This is a genomic window from Acidovorax sp. ST3 (assembly GCF_003231145.1).
Classification (GTDB): Bacteria; Pseudomonadota; Gammaproteobacteria; order Burkholderiales; family Burkholderiaceae_C; genus Acidovorax.
The window spans coordinates 418,875-437,678 of record NZ_QKVP01000006.1 but is presented as its reverse complement, the minus strand read 5'-3'; the positions used below and the strand labels follow the sequence as shown (position 1 = coordinate 437,678).

Below are 18,804 nucleotides of genomic sequence, written 5' to 3'. Positions count from 1 at the left end.
GCTAGTGGATATTGCGCTGACAGCTATTAAATGGATAGCAAGCCGAGCATCTCAAGCCACCCTCAGGCCGTGGTGCTGGCGCGGGCCCCGGCATCCATGCCGGCATCGGCGGCGCTTGCTGCCTCCACCTCCACCAGGCAGTCATAAAACGTCGGCGCACGGCCCAGGTCGGTCAGCGCCTGGCTGGTCACCTCGTTCACGTTGGTGCCGTTCAGCCCCAGCTTCCGCCACCAGATCCCCAGGCCGTTGACCACGCCCGGCCGCGCGCGGCGGGACACGTTGGCGTGGCACAGGTAGCTGCCCCGGTCGTTGAACACGCGCACCACGGCGTCGTTGGCAATGCCGCGCGCTTCGGCGTCGTCGGGGTGGATTTCCAGGAGGGGCCGGCCCTCAATATTGCGCAAGCTTGTCACGTTGACGAACGTGGAGTTCAAGAAGTTGCGCGCGGGCGGCGAGATCATCGCCAGCGGGTAGCGGGTGTTGGTGCCCTGCAGTTCGTAGTTGGGCAGGTGGTCGGGCAGGCCGTCCAGTCCCTGCGCGGCCAGGCGGGTGCTGTAGAACTCGCACTTTCCAGAGGGTGATGGGAAGTTGCCTTCGGCGAACGGCGCGTCGGGCAGCGCCAGCGTGGCAAAGCCTTGGCTTTCGAGCAGTGCGTAGTCCACGGCGTCGCCAAAGGCCTGGCGGCACAGGGTCTCGTCGCTGTCGGCAAAACAGGGCTCGGCAAAGCCCATGCGCGTCGCCAGGTCGCGGAAGATCTGCGCATTGCTGCGCGCCTGGCCCTGCGGCGCAATGGCGGGGCGGTTGAGGAGCACGTCGGTGTGGCCGTAGCTCAGGTGGATGTCCCAGTGCTCCAGCTGCGTGGTGGCGGGCAGGATGTAGTCGGCGTAGTCGGCCGTGTCGGTGCGGAAGTGCTCCAGCACCACGGTGAACAGGTCCTCGCGCTCAAAGCCCTGCACCACCTTGCTGGAGTCAGGCGCCACGGCCACGGGGTTGCTGTTGTAGACCACGATGGCCTCGACCTTGGGGCCGAACTGGGCGGACGTGTCGCGCAGCAGGTCGTCGCCAATGGTAGACATGTTGATGGTGCGCGGCGTTTTGGCGGGCATCAGGTCGGGCCGCTGCAGCACTGCACGCTGCGCCGGGAACTGGCCCGAGCTGGACAGCAGCACGCCGCCCGCGCGGTGGCGCCAGGCGCCTGTGAGCGCAGGCAGGCAGGCCACGGCGCGCACCGCATTGCCGCCGCCGCGCACGCGCTGCATGCCGTAGTTCAGGCGGATGGCGGCGTGCTTCGTGGTGCCGTAGTCCTGGGCCAGCTGGCGGATCTGTTCCACCGGAATGCCGCACACCTCGGCCGCGCGCTCGGGCGGCCACTGCAGGGCGCGTTCGCGCAACTGCGCCCAGCCCAGCGTGTGGCGGGCGATGTAGTCGTGGTCCAGCCAGTCGTTCTGGATCAGCTCGTGCATCAGCGCCAGGGCCAGCGCGGCGTCGGTGCCGGGGCGTAGCTGAATGTGCTCGTGGCATTTGTCAGCCGTCTCGCTCTTGCGCGGGTCGATGCACACCAGCTTGGCGCCACTGCGCTTGGCCTGCTGCGCATAGCGCCAGAAGTGCAGGTTGCTGCCGATGGAGTTGCTGCCCCAGATCAGGATGAGCTGCGATTCGGCAAAAAACTCCACCTTCATGCCCACCTTGCCACCCAGGGTCTGCGTGAGCGCCTCGGCACCAGCGGATGCGCAGATGGTGCGGTCGAGCTGCGAGGCGCCGAGCTTGTGGAAGAAGCGCCGGTCCATGCTCTCGCCCTGCACCATACCCATGGTGCCCGCGTAGCTGTAGGGCAGGATGGCTTCGGGCGCGCGCGCGGCGACGGCCTGCAGGCGCTGGGCGATGTCGGCCAGGGCTTCATCCCAGGTCGCGGGGGCGAACTGGCCGCTGCCTTTGGGGCCGATGCGCTTGAGCGGCGTGAGCACGCGCTCGGGGTGGTAGCTGCGCTCGGTGTACTTGCTCACCTTGGCGCACAGCGCGCCGTCGGTGTGGCGATGGTCGGGGTTGCCCTGCACGCGGGTGGCTACGCCGTGTTCGTCCACGGTGGTGAGCAGGGCGCAGGTGTCGGGGCAGTCGTGGGGGCAGGCGCCGCGCACCTGAATCAGTGCCGATGGAGGGGATTTAGCGTCAGAAGGCGTGGGCATTCGGGGGCTGGATCGTTAAACTGGCTGTCAGGGTTGGAACAGGCGTGCATATGGGCCCCTGTTTCCACGGGGCTGCCTACCGGCAGTGCAGAGGGGGATGCCCCTTCTTTCTTCTTACAAGAGCAGAGATTTCACCATGAACCAGACAGTATTGGGGCGCAGGCAGTTTTCGGTGGGCATGGGGGCCGTGGCACTGGGTGGGTTCGGCCTAGCGCGTGCGCAGGGCGAGGGGCGCATCGTGCTGGGGCAGTCAGCCGCCTTCACCGGGCCGGCGGCCCAGCTGGGCGTGCAGTTCAACCAGGGCGCCAAACTCTTTTTTGACCAGCTCAACGCCCAGGGCGGCGTGGGCAAGCGCATGGTGGAGATCCGCACCATGGACGACGGCTACGAGCCCGACCGCTGCGCCGAGAACACCCGCAAGCTGATTGCCGACGAGGTGTTTGCCCTGTTTGGCTACATCGGCACCCCTACCAGCCTGGCCGCGCTGCCGCTGTTCACCAAGGAGAAGGTGCCGTTTTTTGGCCCCTTCACCGGCGCCGAGGCGCTGCGCCAGCCGTTCAACCGGCTGATCTTTCATGTGCGTGCGTCCTACTACGACGAAACCGCGCTCATCGTGCGCCAACTCACCAATCTGGGGCTTAAGAAGATTGCGGTGTTCTACCAGAACGACGCCTACGGCAAGGCGGGGCTCGATGGCGTGAACCGCGCGCTGGCCGAGCTGAAGCTGACCCCCGTGGCGACGGCCACCGTGGAGCGTAACTCCACGGACGTGAAAGCGGCCGTGGACAAGCTGGTGCCCGCCGCGCCCGATGCCGTGGTGCAGATCACGGCCTACGCGTCGGCTGCCGCGTTTGTGCGTGCGGCGCGCAAGGCGGGCTTTGGCGGCACGTTCTACAACGTGTCGTTTGTGGGCACGCAGGCGCTGGCCGACGAGCTGGGCAAGGACGGCGCGGGTGTGGTGGTGTCGCAGGTGGTGCCCTCGCCTTACCAGCCCTCGCGCCAGATCACGCGCGAGTTTCTGGAGGCCATCAAGAAGGGCGGCGACAAGGTGCAGCCCAACTACTCCAGCATGGAGGGCTACCTGGCTGCCCGCGTCTTCACCGAGGGCCTGCGCCAGGCCCAGGCCGGCGGCAAGATCACACGCGAGAGCTTTATCACCGGCACCGAGTCCATCGGCAACCAGGTGATCTCGGGCTTTCCGGTGTCGTTCAGCGCCACCAGCCACGCGGCGTCGAAGTTTGTCGAGATGTCGATGCTGACCGGGGACGGCCGGGTCAGGACTTGATCTCTGTTGGGCGGGGGCACGCGCAGGCCCCGCAGCCCTGAAGCGATCAGCCCAGCGTGCGCGTGCGCGCCAGCCCCTGCATGAACGCTTCGCAGCGGCCCAACTGCTCCAGACTCACGTACTCATCCGGCTGGTGGGCCTGCTGGATGCTGCCGGGGCCGCACACCACGGTGGAGATGCCCGCGTTCTTGAACAGGCCCGCCTCGGTGCCAAAGGCCACCAGCGTGGTGCCTTTTTCGCCCGACAGCTCCTGCGCCAGGCGCGTCACCGGGTCGTCCTTGCTGCCCAGAAAACTTGGTATCTCGCAGATGGTCTCGAACTCAAAGCCCGCTGCGGGCGCCACTTTCTTCATGCCCGGCTCCAGCGATTTGGCGTAGGCCACCACTTCAGACTGCATCTGCGCGGCGTTTGCCGTGGGCAGGTCGCGGAACTCGTAGCGGAACTCGGCGTCGCGCGGCACCACGTTGTCGGCGATGCCGCCGTGGAACTGGCCCACGCTGCTGGTGGAAAACGGCACGTCAAAGCCCTCGAAGCGGGGCTCGTTCTTTTCAAAGTCTTCCGCCATGTCGCGCACCCGGCCCACCACGCGGGCGGCCATCTCGATGGCGTTGACCGAATGCGGCGTGAGGGAGGAATGCGCCTCCTTGCCGCGCACGCAGCACTTGTAGCGGTACACGCCCTTGTGCGCGATGGCAGGAATCATGCTGGTGGGCTCGCCCACGATGCAGGCCAGTGGTTGAATGTTGGCGTCGCGCAGGTCGGCGATGAGTTCCTTCACGCCAAAGCAGCCAATCTCTTCCTCGTAGCTGAAGGCGTAGTGGAGTGCAAACGGCGCATCGCTGTTCAGGAACTGCTCGGCCTGCGACACGGCCACGCCGATGAAGGCCTTCATGTCGGCGCTGCCGCGCCCGTACAGGTTGCCGTCCTTGACCAGTGCGCTCAGCGGGTCCATGGTCCAGTCCTGCCCGTCCCACGGCACCGTGTCGGTGTGGCCCGAGAGGATGATGCCCGCTGGCTTGCCCTCGCCCAGCGTGGCGAACAGGTTCGCCTTGGTCTTGTCCTCGTTGAAGGTCAGGCGGCTTTTCACGCCCAGCCTGGCCAGGTGGTCGCGGATGAAATGGATCAGCTCCAGATTGGAGTTGTGGCTGACGGTGTTCATGCGCACCAGGGTTTGCGCAAGTTCGAGGGCGTGGGCAGAAATCATGGGTGGCTAGCGAATAACCCGGGTTGGCACGTGTGTTGCTCCCGGGCTAGACTGTGAGATCGTAAGGACACATATCATGAACGTTATTGACTCCATCGTCACCCAGGCGGCCAGTATTGCAGCGGTGCGCCGGGACATTCACGCCCACCCCGAGCTGTGCTTCGAAGAGGTGCGCACCGCCGACGTGGTGGCGCAAAAGCTCACCGAGTGGGGCATTCCCATCCACCGGGGCCTGGGCAAGACGGGCGTGGTGGGCATCGTCAAGGGGCGCGATGGCGGCGCCAACGGCCGCGCCATCGGCCTGCGCGCCGACATGGACGCCCTGCCCATGCAGGAGTTCAACACCTTTGCCCACGCCAGCAAACACCAGGGCAAGATGCACGCCTGCGGCCACGACGGCCACGTGGCCATGCTGCTGGCGGCCGCGCAGCACTTTGCCAAGCACCGCAACTTTGACGGCACCGTGTACCTGATCTTCCAGCCGGCCGAAGAAGGCGGCGGCGGTGCCCGCGTGATGATCGAGGACGGCCTGTTCGAGCAGTTCCCTATGGAGGCCGTGTACGGCATGCACAACTGGCCTGGCATGCCCGTGGGCACCTTTGCGGTGAGCCCCGGCCCGGTGATGGCATCGACCAGCGAGTTCAAGATCACCATCCGTGGCAAGGGCGGCCATGCGGCGCTGCCGCACACCGGCATCGACCCGGTGCCGATTGCCTGCGGCATGGTGCAGACCTTCCAGACCATCATCAGCCGCAACAAGAAGCCGGTGGATGCGGGCGTGATCTCGGTCACCATGATCCACGCGGGCGAGGCCACCAACGTGGTGCCTGACAGCGTGGAGCTGCAGGGCACGGTACGCACCTTCACCACCGAGGTGACGGACCTCATCGAAAAGCGCATGCGCCAGATCGCCGAGAACCATTGCGCTGCGCACGACGCCACCTGCGAATTCGAGTTCGTGCGCAACTACCCGCCCACCGTCAACTCCCCCGCAGAGGCCGAATTTGCCCGCAAGGTCATGACCGGCATCGTGGGTGAAGAGCGTGTGGTAGTCCAGGAGCCCACCATGGGCGCCGAAGATTTTGCCTACATGCTGCAGGCCAAGCCCGGTGCGTACTGCTTCATCGCCAACGGCGACGGTGCCCACCGCGAGATGGGCCACGGCGGCGGCCCCTGCATGCTGCACAACCCCAGCTATGACTTCAACGACGACCTGATCCCGCTGGGCGCGACCTACTGGGTCAAGCTGGCCGAGGAATGGCTGGCCCAGCCTGCCAAAGCAGCCTGAAGCAGCCTGAAGCAGCTTGCAGCGGCGTTGATCCTCCTCCACCCGGGCGCGCGCAGCGCGCGTGCCCGGGTTTTCTTTTTGTCTCCCCACTGACTCCTGAAAGCCCTGCCCATGACCGGAATCGTTGAAGCCTTCTCGCCCAGCTATGCCCAGGCACGCACCAAGTTTCTGGAGGCCGCCGCAGCCGCCGGCCTGCCCATCGAATCGCACGCCCACCCGCTCAAGGGCCGCGACGGCGAAGACCTGGCCATGGACGTGGTGCGCGACGGCCCTACCGATGCGAAAAAGCTGCTCATCGTGAGCAGCGCCTGCCATGGCGTCGAGGGCTACTGCGGCAGCGGCGTGCAGGTGTTTGCGCTGCACGATGCCGAGTGGCGCGCCAAGGCACGCGATGCGGGGGTAGCGACGCTCTACATCCACGCGCTCAATCCCTATGGCTTCTCGCACGTGCGCCGCTTCACGCACGAGAACGTGGACCTGAACCGCAACTTCCAGGACTTCAGCAAGCCCCTGCCGGTGAATACGGCCTACCGCGAGGTGCAGCCCCTGCTGCTGCCCGAGCAGTGGCCGCCCGGCCCCGAGAACCAGGCGGCGGTGGCGGAGTACATCGCCACCAAGGGCGAGGCCGCGTGGCAGGCCGCCATCTCGCAGGGCCAGCACGAGTTTCCGCAGGGTGTGTTCTTTGGTGGCACCGAGCCCACCTGGAGCAACCGCACGCTGCGCCAGGTGCTGCGCCAGCACGGTGCCGCAGCTTCCAAGATTGCCTGGATTGACCTGCACACCGGCCTGGGCCCCAGCGGCCATGGCGAGCGCATTTATGCCGGCAATGACGACGCCGTGGCCGTGGCCCGCGCACGCGCCTGGTGGGACGGCGGCGGCGCCACGCCGGTCACGTCGATCTACGACGGCTCGTCCACCTCGGCCTTCCTCACCGGCCTGATGTGGACCTCGATCTACGACGAGTGCCCCCATGCCGAGTACACCGGCATTGCCATGGAGTACGGCACGGTGCCCGTGCTCGACGTGATGAACGCCATCCGTGCCGAGCAATGGCTCAATCTGCACCCCGAAACTCCGGCTGACAAGGCGGCCCAGATCAAGGCGCAAATGCTGGCGGCCTTCTACACCGACACCGACGTGTGGAAGGGCCAGATCATCAGCCAGGCACGGCAGTCGATGTTCCAGGCGGTGGACGGGCTAGCGGCCTGATTTTGTGCCAAAGTAGCCCCAGGTGCTAGTTTCATATGCCTGTGGTGCTATCAATATAGTAGTGATTGCGCAGGGGTTTGGCGGGTAGTACGGGTTCAGGAGGGTTGGGGCTGCCACCGCAGGGCGGCTACCATCGCCCCAAAAACCAGGAGACACCATGGCCTCTGACCCTGTGCACGATGCGGGGCGACGCGCATGCCGATGAGCCCGCCTTCTGCCCGGCAGGCAGGGCCGGCACGGCAGCCCTTCGTGCCCCCGCCCGACCCGCTGCGCGCGCTGAGCCGCAGCCTGCTCCAGCTGTCTGAGCACGCCCAGCAGGTGGCCCCACAGGACTTGTTGCACCAGGCCATGCAGACCTTGCAAAGCCTGGTGCCTTTTGATTCCGCCTGGTGGGGCGAGGTCTCTGCGGGCGACGTGCAGGTAGCGCCCCGCAACTGGCTGCACGGCAGCATGGGCCTGAGTCGCAGTTTTGCCGAGGAGTGGAACGCGCTGGCGGCCGTCGATGAGTTTGGGTTGCAGTCCATGCGCCAGCTCGGGGTGGTGATCCGCGAGCGCGATGTGATCGGCGAGGCTCCAGAGCACCCGCAGGTGCTGGCCTTCAGCCAGCGCCACGGCCTGCACCACTGCATGGCCCTCACGGCCGAGCTGCCTGACAGCGGACTGATGTTTTTTGTCTCCATCTATCGCCCGCCGACGCGGCCCGAGTTTTCGGACGGCGAGACCGTGCTGTTCGGCGAATTCGTCCTGCACCTGTTGCAGCAGTGGCACCACCGGCTGCAGCGTCTGCAGAGCGACACCCCCGGCCGCCCATGGGACCGCTTTGCCCTGGCCCGGCCGTCGGGCGAGCTGCTGTTTGCCGGACTGCGCATCAGCCGGGCGCTGGGCGAGGCCTGCCCCGGCTGGAACGGCACCCACCTGCCACCGGCGGTGGCGCAGGCGCTGGCGGGCGCGCCCTGCACCCTGTCGGTGGGCAAGGCCTGCCGCCTGCGGCTGGAGCCCTGCGGGCCGCTGGTGGCGGTGAGCCTGGCCTCGCGCCAGCACAAGCAGGCGCTGGCCCCGCGCGAGCTGAGCGCCGCCATGCTCTACGCCCAGGGCCGCTCGCACAAAGACATTGCGGCCACGCTGGGCCTCACCCCCGCCACGGTGCGCACCTATCTGCGCACGGCCTATGCCGCGCTGGGCGTGAGCAACAAGCTGGAGTTGGTGGCCGCGCTTCGCCACCAGTAGGGGGTGGTTACGGGGTACCGCAGGTGGACCCTGCGGTGCTCGGTAGTTTCCCGCTCCCTCTGCATTTGCAGAGGCTGCAACCGCGCCGCCTTTTCCTATCGTCCGCACCGGAGTCCAGACACCGGTGCGGGCCACACCGTCGCCCGGCCTGGACTCCTGAAGAACCGTCATAACAGGAGACCCTCGCATGTTCCCCCATCCTCACTCCCTCACTGCGGCGCCCCGGCGCCACGCCCTGGCACGCGCAGGGCGATGGACTGCCGCCTGCACCCTGGGTGCCGTGGCCACGTTGGCCCTGACCGCCTGCGGCGGCGGCAGCGACGCCAATCCCCCACTGGCCAGCAAACCCCTGGCCGAAGCCTGCGCCGCGTACACCTCTGCCGCGCTCCCCCATGGCGCCAAAGTCACCCGCACCGAGCTGCGCAAGGCCGACGCCACCTTGCCCGATGCCTGCATCGTGCGCGGGCAGATCGTTTCCTCGCCCGATTCCACCATCAACTGGGCGGTAGAGCTGCCCACGCTCGCGCAGTGGAACGGCAAGACGCTGACCATTGGCGGTGGCGGCTTTGACGGTTTCATCCCCACCGACGACCCGTGGTACCAGCAGCTGGTGGGCCCCTCGGCCAACCCGTACGTGAAGATCAGCTCCGACTCCGGCCACCAGGTGCGCGGCTTTGCCTGGGGCCGCAGCGACGTGGCGCTGCGCAACCATGCGTTCGACGCCAACCACTTCGTGCTGGAGGTGGGCACCGCCATCGCAACCGAGTTCTACGGCAAGCGTCCCACCCGGCGCTACCACATGGGCCATTCCAACGGTGGGCGCTCGGGGCTCATCTCCACGCAGAAGTACCCCAAGGACTACGACGGCGTGGTCGCCATGGAGCCCGCCATCGCCCAGCAGGCGCACCAGGTCAACCTGGGCCCCACGGTGCTGCGCCACATCTTCAAGAGCCGCGACAACTGGATGAGCCCTGCCAAGATCGCGCTGTATGCCAAGGCCGAGGTGGCGGCGTGCGACGGCCTCGATGGCCTGAAGGATGGCATCATCGGCAACATCGAGGCCTGCAACTACGTGCCCACCGACCTGCTGTGCCAGGGAGCGGACAACGACAGCTGCCTCACGGCTGGCCAGATCGAGTCCATCCGCCTCATCTACAGCGACCACAAGACGCCCGTGACCCTGTCGCGCGGCGCCGTGGGCTACCCGCGCTATGGCCGGGGCGGTGCGTCCACATCGGACTGGCAGTCGTACATGTTCGGCACCAGCTTTGACACGCCCGACTCGTTCAACCACATGGCCGTGACCGAAGCTGCGCGACTGGTGGAAGGCAACCCCAACGCCAACATCCTGACCCACGACCCCACGCAGTACCAGGCGCAGTACAGCCGGCTGGCCGAGATGATCGACGGCACGGACCCAGACATTGCTGCCTTTGCCGACAACGGCGGCAAGCTGCTGATCTGGTATGGCCTGGGCGACACCTGCGTGTCGCTGTACCGCACGGCGGAATACTTCGACACGGTGAAACAGCGCCTGGGCGCCAGCAAGGTACAGACCTTTGCACGCATGGTCACCTCGCCTTCCAACGGGCATGACCTGGACGGCGTGGGCACCGAGCCGCGCTCCATCGACCTGCTGGCCGCCATGGACGCCTGGGTGGAGAAGGGCACGGCGCCTGACAAGCTGGTGGCCACCAAGTTCGCCCCGGGCACGAGCACGCCGGTGGCCCAGCGCCCGGTGTGCGAGTACCCCCAATTCCCGCGCTACAACGGCACGGGTGACCCGAGCAAGGCAGAGAGCTTTACCTGCTCAGCCACCTGAGCAACACATTGGATGCAAAAAGGCACGCCCTGGGGCGTGCCTTTTTTTGCGTCCAGTCATCCGTCAGGACGCCAGCGCGCGCATCTCCGCGATCAGGTCCGACTTGCCTTCAAAGCCGATGCCCGGCAGCGGCGGCAGCGTGACGTAGCCGTTATCCACCTTCACGCCATCCGGGAATCCGCCGTAAGGCTGGAACAGATCGGGGTAGCTCTCGTTGCCGCCCAGGCCCAGGCCTGCCGCGATCGCCAGCGACATCTGGTGGCCCCCGTGTGGAATGCAGCGGCTGGGGGACCAGCCGTATTCCTTGAGCATGTCGAGCGTGCGCAGGTACTCCACCAGGCCGTAGCTGAGCGCGCAGTCAAACTGCAGCCAGTCGCGGTCCTTGTGCATGCCGCCGTGGCGGATCAGGTTGCGCGCGTCCTGCATCGAGAACAGGTTCTCGCCCGTGGCCATCGGGCCCTTGTAAACCTCGCCCAGCCTCGCCTGCAGCTCGTAGTCCAGCGGGTCGCCCGCTTCTTCGTACCAGAACAGCGGGTACTGCGACAGGGCCTTGCCGTATTCGATGGCGGTCTTCAGGTCGAAGCGGCCGTTGGCGTCCACTGCCAGTTGCTGGCCCGGGCCCAGGATCTTGAGCACCGACTCGATGCGCTCGCAGTCTTCGGCCAGCGTGGCGCCGCCGATCTTCATCTTGACCACCGAATAGCCGCGCGCCAGGTAGCTTTCCATTTCCTTCTTGAGGCCGTCCAGGCCCTTGCCGGGGTAGTAGTAGCCGCCAGCGGCGTAGACGAACACGCGCGGGTTGGGTGTGCCGTTGCCATAGCGCTCGGCCAGCAGCTGGAACAGCGGCTTGCCCGCAATCTTGGCCGTGGCATCCCACACGGCCATGTCGATGGTGCCCACCGCCACCGAGCGCTCGCCGTGGCCGCCGGGTTTTTCGTTGATCATCATGCGGGCCCAGACCTTGTGCGGGTCCAGGTTCTCGCCAGTCTCATCCAGCAGGCTGTCAGGCTCGGCCTCCAGCACGCGCGGGATGAAACGGTCGCGCATCAGCGCGCCCTGGCCGTAGCGACCGTTGGAGTTGAAGCCGTAGCCGATCACCGGCTTGCCATCGCGGATCACGTCGGTGACCACGGCCACGAGGCTCAGCGTCATCTTCGAGAAGTCGATGTAGGCGTTGCGGATGTCCGACTTGATGGGACGGGTCGATTCGAGGATGTTGACGATCTTCATGGTGGTCGCGTTGGTTGGCAAAGAGGGAAAGGGGCGGGATCAAAAGGAAAGATCAGCGGGCGAGCGAAGAGCCCCCGCAGATCGCGATGTCCTGCCCCGTGATGGCGGCGGCAGATTCAGACAGAAGAAAGCCCACCAGTGCGGCAATCTCGGCAGGCTCGATCAGGCGGCCGATGGGCGGCAGGCGCGGCGCGCTGCCCTGGCGGGCGGGGTCGTTCAGCATGCCGGTGGCGGTGGCTGCGGGCGAGACGACATTCACCGTCACGCCCTGCGCGGCCACCTCGGCGGCCCAGCTGCGCGCCAGTGCAATCAGTGCGGCCTTGGTCGCGGCGTACTGACCACGCCCGGCCATGCCCTGCGCCACGCGGCTGCCAATGAACACCACGCGCCCCTGGCCGCGCTGGGCCATGCCGGGCACGATGGCATCGGCCAGCCGGGTGGCGGCATCCACATGCAGGCGCCACATCAGCTCGCCCCCCGCATGGTCGAGCTGGCCCAGCGGCCCCACGCGCAGCACGCCGGCCGCATGGACCAGCGCGTCCACGCCGGGCAGCGCAGCGGCCACGCGGGCGATGTCGGTGCCATCGGCCAGGTTGACCGGTGTATGGGTGAACGAGGGGTGAACGACCGTCGGCTGGGCCACATCCAGGCCCGTCACGCGCCAGCCGCCAGCCAGCAGCGACTCGGCGATGCTGCGGCCTATGCCGCTGCTGCTGCCGGTGACGACGGCGTGGCGGGCGTTACTCGACACGGATGTTCCCTTCGGTGACGATCTTCTGCGAGCGCTCCATGTCGCTGCGCTGGAACTTCGCAAAGTCCTCCACGCTGCCCGGTGTGGTCAGCAGCCCTTGCTCCTTGAGCTTGGGCGTCATCTCGGCCAGGGCCTTGTTCACCTCGGTGTTCAGCCGCTGGGTGATGTCCGCCGGCAGCTTGGCCGGGCCCCACAGGCCATACCAGCTGTAGAACTCGTAGCCCGGAATCGTCTCGCCCACCGTGGGCACGTCGGGCAAGCTCGCTGCGCGCTGGGCGGAGGTGACGGCCACCACGCGCAGCATGCCGCTCTTGTGGTACTGCAGAGACCCCAGGATCGGATCGATGAACCCGTCGATCTGTCCGCCGATCAGGTCCTGGAACGCAGGCGCCGTGCCCTTGTAGGGCACGATCAGGTAGTCAAGGTTGCCTGCGCGCTTGAGCAGTTCGGTCGAGAGGTGCCCGGCCGACCCGATGGAGCCCACGGCGAAAGTCATCTTGCCGGGGTTGGCTTTGGCGTAGGCCATCAGCGACTTGATGTCGGTGACCGGCAGGTTCTTGTTGATGGCCACCGACAGCGGGGCCTTGGCCACCAGCGCCACGGGCGTGAAGTCCTTGACCACGCCGTAGGGCACGGACTTCATGGTCATGGGCGCCGTGGTGAAGGTGGATGCGTTGAACAGCAGCGTGTAGCCGTCGGCCGGGGCCTTGGCCACCACGTCGCCGCCAATCACGCCATTGCCGCCCGCCTTGTTCTCGACGATGAAGTTCTGGCCCATCTGGTCGCCCAGCTTTTGCGCGAGCATGCGGCCCACGGTGTCGAGCGTGCCGCCTGGCGGAAAGGGGATGACCATCCGGATGGGCTTGGTGGGGTAAGCCTGCGCAAAGCTGCTGGCCGCCATCGCGAGCGTGGCTACACCCAGGGCGGCGCGGATGAAAAGGTGGCGTTGCATGGTGTCTTGTCTCCTTGTCGGTTTTCTTGTGTGCAATGAGGCGCGGGGGACTCAAAATCCCCAGAGCCTCGCAGGGACCGCTCAGCGCTTGAGCAGGCCGGCCTGCTTCACCGCAGCGCGCAGCGCTTCGACTTCCTTGGCATTCGGCGCCTCGGTCGGCGGGCGCACGGTGGCGTCGTCAATCACACCCGCCAGGTACATGCCGCCCTTCATGCGGGCGTGGGCCTCGCCCGTGGGCTCGCCGCCGCCATACACAGCGTCTTTCAGCGGTGTGATGACGGCCTGCACTTCCATGGCCTTTTTCAGGTCGCCGGCCTTCACCGCATTCCACAAATCGATGATGAGCTGCGGGATGAAGGTGGCAAAGCCCACCAGCGCGCCGTCCACGCCCTGCACCATCGAGGCCAGCAGGTATTCGTCGTGACAGGTCAGGATGGCCTTGGAGGCATCGGCCTCGCGGATCGCCTGGATGTCGCGGGCGTACTTGTTCATGTCGCGCTGGCCCACCTTGAAGGCCTGCAGGTAGGGCAGCTTCGCCAGGTCGGCCAGCAGCTGCGAGGAGTACGAAGCGCGCGTCCAGGCGGGGTAGACGTGGCAGACCAGGTCGGCGTTGGGGGCGGCCTGGTGGATGGCCTCGAAGTACTGCAGTGCATGGCCCGGCGTGAAGCCAAAGCGCAGCCAGTGGTGCGGGGGCATCACGTCGAGCGCCACGGCGCCGGCTTCGACCGCTGCACGGGCGTGGTCGGCCGCGTCCTTCAGGCCTTCGCAGACGATGGACGAGATGACGGGCATGCGGCCCTTGAGCTCGTCGGCCACGATGCGGGTGACCTCGGCGCGCTCGACCGGCGTGAGTGAGAAAACCTCGCCGGTGTGGCCGTTGGTCATGATGGCCACCACACCGTCATGGCCCGCCAGCCAGGACGCGAGCTTGCGCAGCGCGGGCTCGTCGATGTGGTGGTTGGGGGTGAAGGGGCACGAGATGGCGGGGATGATCCCGCGATAATTCGAGATGGCAGGCATGCTTTCTTGTCTCCGTTGGGAAAAGCTGGTGAACAACGGGGTGGATCATTTCCCACCCGGTGCCAGCGGTCCAATACTCGAATCGCATACAACTATCTATCGATCCATCGCGGAGACACATGGGACCCGGCAACCGACCCCTGGACCTGGAATGGCTGGAGGATTTCCTCGCCCTGGCCGAGACGGGCAACTTCTCGCGCGCGGCGGAGGCCCGCGCCATTGCCCAGCCCGCCTTCAGCCGCCATATCCGTGCCCTGGAAGACTGGGTGGGCGTGGAGCTGTTCGACCGCAGTGCCCACCCCGCCGCGCTCACGGCGGCGGGCCAGCGCTTTCTGCCGCTGCTGGAGACCATCCTCGCCAACCTGGAGGCCGCACGCATCAAGGCCCGCGCTGCGCATGACCTGGCCGCTGCCAGTCTGCGCTTTGCGGCCACGCATGTACTCTCGCTCACGTTCTTTCCGCGCTGGCTGGTGGGCATGGAGGCACGACTGCGGCTGGGGCCCATCCAGACCATGTCGGACAGCTCCCAGGCCTGCGAAGACCTGATGCTGCAGCGCCGTGTGCAGTTTGTGCTGTGCCATGGCCATGAGGGGGTGCCGGGACGCCTGGACGAGGCGCAGTACCCCATGTGCCGCCTGGCGGACGACCGGTTGCTGCCCGTCAGTGCGCCGCAGCCGGGGGGCGCTGCCGGCCAGCCGCTGCACGCGCTGGGCCAGTCGGCCCCGGTGCCCGTGCTGGCCTACAGCGAGGCGTCGGGGCTCGGCCGCATCATGCGGGCCCGCATGCGCGGGGTGTTTGCTGAAGGCACTGACGGCCCGGTGGCGGTGGTGTTCACCGCGCACCACGCGGTGTTGCTCAAGACCCTGGCCCAGGAAGGGCGGGGTGTGGCCTGGCTGCCCGAAAGCCTGATTGCCGACGAGCTGCGCACCGGCACGCTGGTGGCCGCCGGGGGCGCCGACTGGAACGTGCCGGTGCAGATCCGCCTGTACCGCCAGCGCGCCGAGATGTCGCCGGTGGCGGAGTCGTTGTGGGAACTGGCATTGGCGCAGGTGGCGTCGCAGCCCTGAGCGATTTCCGTTCCCCTGGCGGGCCGCCGATCCTCAAAGGCCCAGGTCGCTCAGCCCCGGATGGTCGTCCGGCCGGCGCCCCAGGGGCCAGAAGAACAGCCGGTCTGCGGCCTGGATGGGGCGGTCGTTGATGCTGGCGTGGCGCACGGCCATCAGACCATCGTCGTTGAACTCCCAGTTCTCATTGCCGTAGCTGCGGTACCACTGGCCTGAGTCGTCATGCCATTCGTAGGCAAACCGCACGGCGATGCGGTGGCCGCTGAACGCCCACAGCTCCTTGATGAGGCGGTAGTCCAGTTCGCGCGCCCACTTGCGCTCCAGCAGCTGCCGGGCGGCGTCGCGGCCCACGGGGAACTCGGCGCGGTTGCGCCAGCGTGTGTCCTCGGTGTAGGCCAGGGCCACGCGGGCCGGGTCGCGCGAGTTCCAGCCGTCTTCGGCCAGGCGCACCTTCTGGATGGCGGTGTGTTGTGTAAAGGGGGGCAAGGGCGGGCGTGTTTCCATGGGGACCTCGAAGGTGAAGGGTTGATGTAGACAGGTCTGTCTACTCTCCATCATAAGGCCATGTAGACAGGTTTGTCTACAATGAGCGAATGACCTTTGATCCCCTCCCTCCTGGCTGGCAAGACCTGCCTGCCCGAGACCGCCTGCTGCACACGGCCCATGCGCTGTTCTACCGGGACGGCATCCGTGCCACGGGCATCGACCGCGTGATCGCGGAGTCCGGCGTGACGAAGGTGACCTTCTACCGGCATTTCCCGAGCAAGAACGACCTGATCTGCGCGTACCTGGAGTACCGGCACACCGGCTGGACGGCCTGGTTTGGCGATGCGCTGCAGCGGCATGCGCACGCGTTGCCCGCAGGCACCGACCCCACGCGGGCCTTGGCGCCTGCCCTGGCGGAATGGTTGGGCAGCCAGCACTTTCGGGGCTGCGCCTTCATCAACAGCGTGAGCGAACTGGGAGACACCGTGCCCGAGGTGCTGGAGATTGCACAGCGCCACAAGCGCGACATGACGGCGTTGCTGGCGGGCTTGCTGCCTGCGTCTGCCCAGCGTGCGCAGATTGCACAGGCACTCACCCTGGTGGTGGAGGGCGCCATCGTGCGCGTGCAGATGGGCGAGCCCGTAGTCGATGTGGTGGCCGCGGTGTCCCGCCTGACGGATGGGCTGGTGGTAACGCCTCTACAACGCAAGCGCTAAGACCGCTGCTAGCCTCCGCCTGTGTGATCAGTCCAGCCGCGCGCCTTGTGTGGCCCCGTGGCGGGTGCGCTGGTCGTATTGCTTTTCGCGTGCCACATGGTCCTGCAGCAGCCGGTGGCCCAGGGCATTGGCCTCGCGCTCCAACGTGGCGCAATCGGACGCTGCAGGCATCTGCCGGATGCCCTGGTCGATGGCTTGCGCGGCATCGCGGCCGATCTGCACATGGCCCTGCTCGTGGTCGGACAGGGCCCGAAGGTACCGGTCAAAAGCCGCTTGTTGCTCGGGGCTTGCGGCTTGCAGTTCGGGCAGTTGCACCTCGGTGTGCAACCGGGTGGTGACCTCGGTGATCGCGCAGCGGCCCGAGGCTTCACGCCACCAACGGAAGGTCCAGCGCACGTTCCAGCGGGTATAGCCATGAAAGCGCTGCCCACCCACCGCAATGGGGGTGGCGGCATGCAGGGCCGCGCGCAGGCTCTCACCCGGCTGGGCGCGCACCACGTAGGGTCGCTGGGTGTTTTCTTCCTGCACCTCCGCGTGTACGCCGCAGGCGCCCAGCAGCCAAGCGATTGCACACGCCCGGCGTGCCCAGGCGCGGAGCGGCAGGGGTGCCAAGCCAGTCATTCGCCCCACGGCAGCATCAGCGTAAGCAGCGACAGCTGGTCAAACTCGGGTGCAAACGCGTCGATGATCTGCTGCGGCTCGGGGCACAAGGTGGTGTCGGTGATCAAGCCAAACTGCACGCCACCACCGTAGCTCAGGATGGAGACCCCCAGGCCAATGTCGCCCGACTGCGGCACCCAGAACATGCACTGCGTGACGCGCGATCCGCACAGCGTGAGCTGTTCCTTGGGGCCGGGCACGTTGGTCATCACGGCCGTGGTCTTGCGGCCGAACAGGTTGAGCAGCGCATCCTGTGCGGGCTTGATCATCAGCCCCGCCACCGCCAGCATGGCAAATGCCAGGATGGGTTGGGTGCTGCCCTTGAGCGCATTCATGCGCTTGCGCACTTCGTACACGCGCTCGATGGGGTTGGCCACGCCAATCGGCAGCACCAACGGCACCAGGCCAAAGCGGTTGCCCAGCTTCCAGGCCTCTTCCATGGGGCGCAGGTTCACGGGGATCATGGCGCGGATCTCCTGGCCCGTGGGGTCATCGCCCTGGCTGCGCAGGTAGCCGCCGATGGCGCCCGCCACGCACGACAGCAGCACATCGTTGATGGAGCAGTTCAGTGCCTTGCCGATGGCCTTGACTTCTTCGAGCGGGATCGGCGGGCACCAGGCCACGCGTTTGGCGCTACCGGGCTGGCCCTTGAGGCGGGTGGGCGAGTCGTCGGGCATCAACGCCAGCGCTGCGGCATCACTGACGAGCTGGTAGGCCACGCGGGCCATGTCGGCCGTGCCCGAGAGCCCATGCTGCATGGCCTTCTCCGGATCGCCCAGCATTTGCAACGACTTGGCCGCGCTGTCGCCTGCCAGGTCCAGCGCCTTCACGGTGAGGCCAGTGAAGGGCTTGATCAGGGCATCCGCAATCCAGTCCTCGGCGGTGGCGGCTTCCTTGCCCGTTCGCGCCTTGCGCTTGGGGGGCTCCGAGCCGCCATCCACCAGCGACATAGTCACCGAGATGAGGGCAATGCCGTCGGCAATGCAGTGGTGGATGCGCACGATGAGCGCGCTGCCTTGGGTGCCGTCGTCGCCCACAAAGTCTTCGATCAGGTGCATCTGCCACAGCGGGCGGCGGGTATCGAGCGGCTGCATGGCCAGTTCACCCACGCGGTCTTGCAGCGCACGCTGCATGCTGTGGCCTTTGCGGTGGGGCAGCTTTTCGCGCAGCACATGCGCAGCAATGTCGAAGTTGCGGTCCTCCACCCAGGTGGCGCCCGCCGCGTCTTCCACCACCCGCTGGCGAAAGCGCGGGTACTGCAGCAGGCGCTGCTGCACGCGTTCGCAGAGCGCCTCCCAGGTGATGCCGGGCGACAGGGTCCACACGCCGTTGATCATCATCAGGTTGCTGTGGGAGTCCATGCGCAGCCAGGCGGTATCGACCTTGCTCATGCGCTCGCCCGACAGGCCCAGCATGCCGGTGGCGGCGCGGCGCACGTTCTTCTGAACCACGGTGGCGGCTTTGCGGGCGGCGGGGGGCAGGGCCTGGGCCGCCTTGCGCGCCACGTCAGGCCCTTGGTCGCGCAGGGTGCGCAGGGGGCTTGTGCTGTGGCCGGGTGTGGCTTTGCGGGGGGCAGGAATGCGGGTCACCATCAGATGTACACCTATTGTTTGATTTTTGGGGGCTTGCCTCTATGGATTGAGCGGCCCCAGGCCATGCTCAGCCCGTAAGATACAACGCAGCAAACCCTTGCCGACACCGTTCTTT

16 protein-coding genes are annotated in these 18,804 nt (G+C 66.9%); 7 read left to right on the top strand and 9 right to left on the bottom strand.

The window, feature by feature from the left end:
- Nucleotides 1-62: 62 nt before the first annotated feature.
- Nucleotides 63-2,183 carry a molybdopterin-dependent oxidoreductase gene (locus DNK89_RS20750; protein ID WP_110961648.1) on the bottom strand — a complete coding sequence of 707 codons (2,121 nt, stop codon included), beginning with the start codon at nucleotides 2,181-2,183 and terminating at the stop codon, nucleotides 63-65.
- Nucleotides 2,184-2,319: 136 nt separating this feature from the next.
- Between DNK89_RS20750 and DNK89_RS20745 the strand changes: the two genes are divergently transcribed.
- Nucleotides 2,320-3,468, top strand: a complete 1,149-nt coding sequence (locus DNK89_RS20745; RefSeq protein WP_110961647.1) for an ABC transporter substrate-binding protein — start codon at nucleotides 2,320-2,322, stop codon at nucleotides 3,466-3,468.
- 46 nt (nucleotides 3,469-3,514) lie between these two features.
- On the opposite strand, the gene argE is transcribed toward DNK89_RS20745, so the two are convergent.
- Nucleotides 3,515-4,672, bottom strand: a complete 1,158-nt coding sequence (gene argE / locus DNK89_RS20740; RefSeq protein ID WP_110961646.1) for an acetylornithine deacetylase — start codon at nucleotides 4,670-4,672, stop codon at nucleotides 3,515-3,517.
- A 76-nt stretch (nucleotides 4,673-4,748) separates the two neighbouring features.
- On the opposite strand from argE, the gene DNK89_RS20735 reads away from it, so the two are divergent.
- From DNK89_RS20735 to DNK89_RS20720, 4 genes are all read left to right on the top strand, one after another.
- On the top strand, nucleotides 4,749-5,960 hold the full coding sequence (locus DNK89_RS20735; protein WP_108626405.1) for a M20 aminoacylase family protein: 1,212 nt from the start codon (nucleotides 4,749-4,751) through the stop codon (nucleotides 5,958-5,960).
- 111 nt (nucleotides 5,961-6,071) lie between these two features.
- Nucleotides 6,072-7,169 (top strand): M14 family metallopeptidase, encoded by a 1,098-nt coding sequence (locus tag DNK89_RS20730; protein WP_110961645.1) that lies wholly within the window; start codon nucleotides 6,072-6,074, stop codon nucleotides 7,167-7,169.
- Between the two features lie 201 nt (nucleotides 7,170-7,370).
- Nucleotides 7,371-8,396, top strand: coding sequence for a LuxR C-terminal-related transcriptional regulator (locus DNK89_RS20725; protein ID WP_110961644.1), 1,026 nt, complete (start codon nucleotides 7,371-7,373; stop codon nucleotides 8,394-8,396).
- 187 nt (nucleotides 8,397-8,583) lie between these two features.
- Nucleotides 8,584-10,218: a tannase/feruloyl esterase family alpha/beta hydrolase gene (locus DNK89_RS20720; RefSeq protein ID WP_238990882.1), complete on the top strand. Its 1,635-nt coding sequence runs from the start codon at nucleotides 8,584-8,586 to the stop codon at nucleotides 10,216-10,218.
- Nucleotides 10,219-10,281: 63 nt separating this feature from the next.
- Here DNK89_RS20720 and DNK89_RS20715 read toward each other — a convergent pair whose 3' ends face one another.
- From DNK89_RS20715 to DNK89_RS20700, 4 genes are all read right to left on the bottom strand, one after another.
- Nucleotides 10,282-11,448 carry a mandelate racemase/muconate lactonizing enzyme family protein gene (locus tag DNK89_RS20715; protein ID WP_110961643.1) on the bottom strand — a complete coding sequence of 389 codons (1,167 nt, stop codon included), beginning with the start codon at nucleotides 11,446-11,448 and terminating at the stop codon, nucleotides 10,282-10,284.
- A 52-nt stretch (nucleotides 11,449-11,500) separates the two neighbouring features.
- Nucleotides 11,501-12,199, bottom strand: a complete 699-nt coding sequence (locus DNK89_RS20710; RefSeq protein WP_099731432.1) for an SDR family NAD(P)-dependent oxidoreductase — start codon at nucleotides 12,197-12,199, stop codon at nucleotides 11,501-11,503.
- Nucleotides 12,189-13,151, bottom strand: coding sequence for a tripartite tricarboxylate transporter substrate binding protein (locus tag DNK89_RS20705; protein WP_108498757.1), 963 nt, complete (start codon nucleotides 13,149-13,151; stop codon nucleotides 12,189-12,191). The genes DNK89_RS20710 and DNK89_RS20705 overlap by 11 nt, the downstream gene beginning before the upstream one ends.
- A gap of 81 nt (nucleotides 13,152-13,232) precedes the next feature.
- The gene (locus DNK89_RS20700) at nucleotides 13,233-14,171 is read right to left on the bottom strand and encodes a dihydrodipicolinate synthase family protein (protein WP_110961642.1); all 939 of its coding nucleotides are present in this window, start codon (nucleotides 14,169-14,171) and stop codon (nucleotides 13,233-13,235) included.
- 119 nt (nucleotides 14,172-14,290) lie between these two features.
- On the opposite strand from DNK89_RS20700, the gene DNK89_RS20695 reads away from it, so the two are divergent.
- Complete coding sequence (locus tag DNK89_RS20695; RefSeq protein WP_110961641.1) at nucleotides 14,291-15,238, top strand: LysR family transcriptional regulator; 948 nt, start codon at nucleotides 14,291-14,293, stop codon at nucleotides 15,236-15,238.
- Between the two features lie 33 nt (nucleotides 15,239-15,271).
- Here DNK89_RS20695 and DNK89_RS20690 read toward each other — a convergent pair whose 3' ends face one another.
- Nucleotides 15,272-15,739 (bottom strand): nuclear transport factor 2 family protein, encoded by a 468-nt coding sequence (locus DNK89_RS20690; RefSeq protein WP_110961640.1) that lies wholly within the window; start codon nucleotides 15,737-15,739, stop codon nucleotides 15,272-15,274.
- 89 nt (nucleotides 15,740-15,828) lie between these two features.
- Between DNK89_RS20690 and DNK89_RS20685 the strand changes: the two genes are divergently transcribed.
- On the top strand, nucleotides 15,829-16,437 hold the full coding sequence (locus DNK89_RS20685; protein ID WP_110961639.1) for a TetR/AcrR family transcriptional regulator: 609 nt from the start codon (nucleotides 15,829-15,831) through the stop codon (nucleotides 16,435-16,437).
- A gap of 27 nt (nucleotides 16,438-16,464) precedes the next feature.
- Here DNK89_RS20685 and DNK89_RS20680 read toward each other — a convergent pair whose 3' ends face one another.
- The gene (locus DNK89_RS20680; protein WP_110961638.1) at nucleotides 16,465-17,058 is read right to left on the bottom strand and encodes a DUF922 domain-containing Zn-dependent protease; all 594 of its coding nucleotides are present in this window, start codon (nucleotides 17,056-17,058) and stop codon (nucleotides 16,465-16,467) included.
- Nucleotides 17,055-18,689 carry a wax ester/triacylglycerol synthase family O-acyltransferase gene (locus tag DNK89_RS20675; protein WP_110961637.1) on the bottom strand — a complete coding sequence of 545 codons (1,635 nt, stop codon included), beginning with the start codon at nucleotides 18,687-18,689 and terminating at the stop codon, nucleotides 17,055-17,057. The genes DNK89_RS20680 and DNK89_RS20675 overlap by 4 nt, the downstream gene beginning before the upstream one ends.
- Between the last annotated feature and the right edge of the window lie 115 nt (nucleotides 18,690-18,804).

Excerpts from the sequence above, each read along its gene's own strand:
- DNK89_RS20745 (WP_110961647.1), top strand. The coding sequence starts at position 2,320 with ATGAACCAGACAGTATTGGGGCGCAGGCAGTTTTCGGTGGGCATGGGG.
- DNK89_RS20680 (WP_110961638.1), bottom strand. The coding sequence starts at position 17,058 with ATGACTGGCTTGGCACCCCTGCCGCTCCGCGCCTGGGCACGCCGGGCG.
- DNK89_RS20720 (WP_238990882.1), top strand. The coding sequence starts at position 8,584 with ATGTTCCCCCATCCTCACTCCCTCACTGCGGCGCCCCGGCGCCACGCC.
- DNK89_RS20675 (WP_110961637.1), bottom strand. The coding sequence starts at position 18,689 with ATGGTGACCCGCATTCCTGCCCCCCGCAAAGCCACACCCGGCCACAGC.
- DNK89_RS20700 (WP_110961642.1), bottom strand. The coding sequence starts at position 14,171 with ATGCCTGCCATCTCGAATTATCGCGGGATCATCCCCGCCATCTCGTGC.
- DNK89_RS20695 (WP_110961641.1), top strand. The coding sequence starts at position 14,291 with ATGGGACCCGGCAACCGACCCCTGGACCTGGAATGGCTGGAGGATTTC.
- DNK89_RS20725 (WP_110961644.1), top strand. The coding sequence starts at position 7,371 with ATGAGCCCGCCTTCTGCCCGGCAGGCAGGGCCGGCACGGCAGCCCTTC.
- DNK89_RS20705 (WP_108498757.1), bottom strand. The coding sequence starts at position 13,151 with ATGCAACGCCACCTTTTCATCCGCGCCGCCCTGGGTGTAGCCACGCTC.
- argE (WP_110961646.1), bottom strand. The coding sequence starts at position 4,672 with ATGATTTCTGCCCACGCCCTCGAACTTGCGCAAACCCTGGTGCGCATG.
- DNK89_RS20735 (WP_108626405.1), top strand. The coding sequence starts at position 4,749 with ATGAACGTTATTGACTCCATCGTCACCCAGGCGGCCAGTATTGCAGCG.
- DNK89_RS20750 (WP_110961648.1), bottom strand. The coding sequence starts at position 2,183 with ATGCCCACGCCTTCTGACGCTAAATCCCCTCCATCGGCACTGATTCAG.
- DNK89_RS20690 (WP_110961640.1), bottom strand. The coding sequence starts at position 15,739 with ATGGAAACACGCCCGCCCTTGCCCCCCTTTACACAACACACCGCCATC.
- DNK89_RS20685 (WP_110961639.1), top strand. The coding sequence starts at position 15,829 with ATGACCTTTGATCCCCTCCCTCCTGGCTGGCAAGACCTGCCTGCCCGA.
- DNK89_RS20715 (WP_110961643.1), bottom strand. The coding sequence starts at position 11,448 with ATGAAGATCGTCAACATCCTCGAATCGACCCGTCCCATCAAGTCGGAC.
- DNK89_RS20730 (WP_110961645.1), top strand. The coding sequence starts at position 6,072 with ATGACCGGAATCGTTGAAGCCTTCTCGCCCAGCTATGCCCAGGCACGC.